The following is a 1,246-nucleotide window of genomic DNA, read 5'->3' on the forward strand; positions in this document are numbered from 1 at the left end:
AGTCTTATAAGGTTCAAGTTCGTCAAAGATTGGCCGAAGGACTTCCCATTCTTCATCGGAAAGGTCGCTCGGATATCTCAAAGGCCATTTTTCCAGGTCTGAAGTCATCATAATCCGCGAATTAGAACCCGTATTTTGTATAGATTTGGCGGATTTTATGGTGCCAGGCCCTTTGAAATCAAGGGTTTAGTTTTTAGACATCCTCTGAAACGACGGCGCGGGGTTCGATGGGTTTCGCTTCGCTCTACCCATCCTACGGGGCACGGAGGCCGACTGGTCACGAAACCCATCAAACCACCGACCTTGAAGAAAGACTTTAACGCCCTCGGGAAACCGGGGGCGTTTTTTGTTGGGCGCGATCCTGAAATGTCGGCGCGTGGGTTCGGTGGGTTTCGCTATCGCTCTACCCACCCTACAATCGAATGGGTTAATCGTCTTCGTCGGGGGGGAGCGTGAATGGGGCGCTGTCGTCGACATGCCAATCGGCGGGATAAATGCCCTGGCGCACGGCGCGATGGAACGATGAATACGGCCATTCATGGGGATGCCGGACGTCTCCGTGTTTGACCGGGTTGTAATGGATGTAATCGAATCGATGGTTGAATCCGCGTTGATGGCAGACGGTGTGTTCCCAAAACCGCCGCTGCCAGATCCCGCGTTCGCCCTTGGATTGCCGACTGGCCGAAATCCGTTCACCCTTGGGCATGGCGCGCGAAAACGCCGCCTTGATCTGGCGCCATCGCAGGCTGTAATCGCTATCCCCCGGCGGTAACGTCCACAACGTATGCAAATGATTGGGCATGATCACAATCGCATCGATGGTGAACGGATGCGCCGTCATCACGATGCGAAACGCCGCGCGCAATGACTCCACCTGTTCCACCAGCAATCGGCTGTCGGGATCGCGCAACTTCACCGTAAACCAATACGTTCCGCCCGCCACCCGTAACCGCCGATAATTTGGCATGTTCGTTTTCTCTCAAGATTCTCGAAGCAGGGCAGGATGGGTAGAGTGACCACGGTATGACGCTGATGATTGGCACCGATGCTGGTTGGTCACGAAACCCATCGAACCACCGACCTTGAAGAACGACTTGAACGTCCTCGGGAAACCGGGGGGAATGGCACTAAGATAAGTCTCTCGATTTTTAAAAACAAACAGTTACAACCGCTGATGCGGTTTGCGGAATCGGTGTCCTCAGCGCTGTTTCTTCGGGTGGCCATGGTTACGGACCTCTTCCTGTGC

Annotated in this window: 2 protein-coding genes; one reads left to right on the forward strand and one right to left on the reverse strand. The window is 54.3% G+C overall.

Going from position 1 to position 1,246, the window contains the following annotated elements:
* Positions 1-427: 427 nt before the first annotated feature.
* A complete protein-coding gene (locus CKO27_RS23830) occupies positions 428-967 on the reverse strand; it encodes an REP-associated tyrosine transposase (protein WP_200377394.1) in 540 nt (179 codons plus the stop codon).
* A 78-nt stretch (positions 968-1,045) separates the two neighbouring features.
* Between CKO27_RS23830 and CKO27_RS24305 the strand changes: the two genes are divergently transcribed.
* The coding region (locus CKO27_RS24305; RefSeq protein ID WP_207281111.1) for a hypothetical protein at positions 1,046-1,246 on the forward strand (201 nt) is incomplete at its 3' end.

The organism is Thiocystis violacea, from assembly GCF_016583575.1.
In the GTDB taxonomy this organism is placed as follows: domain Bacteria; phylum Pseudomonadota; class Gammaproteobacteria; order Chromatiales; family Chromatiaceae; genus Thiocystis; species Thiocystis violacea.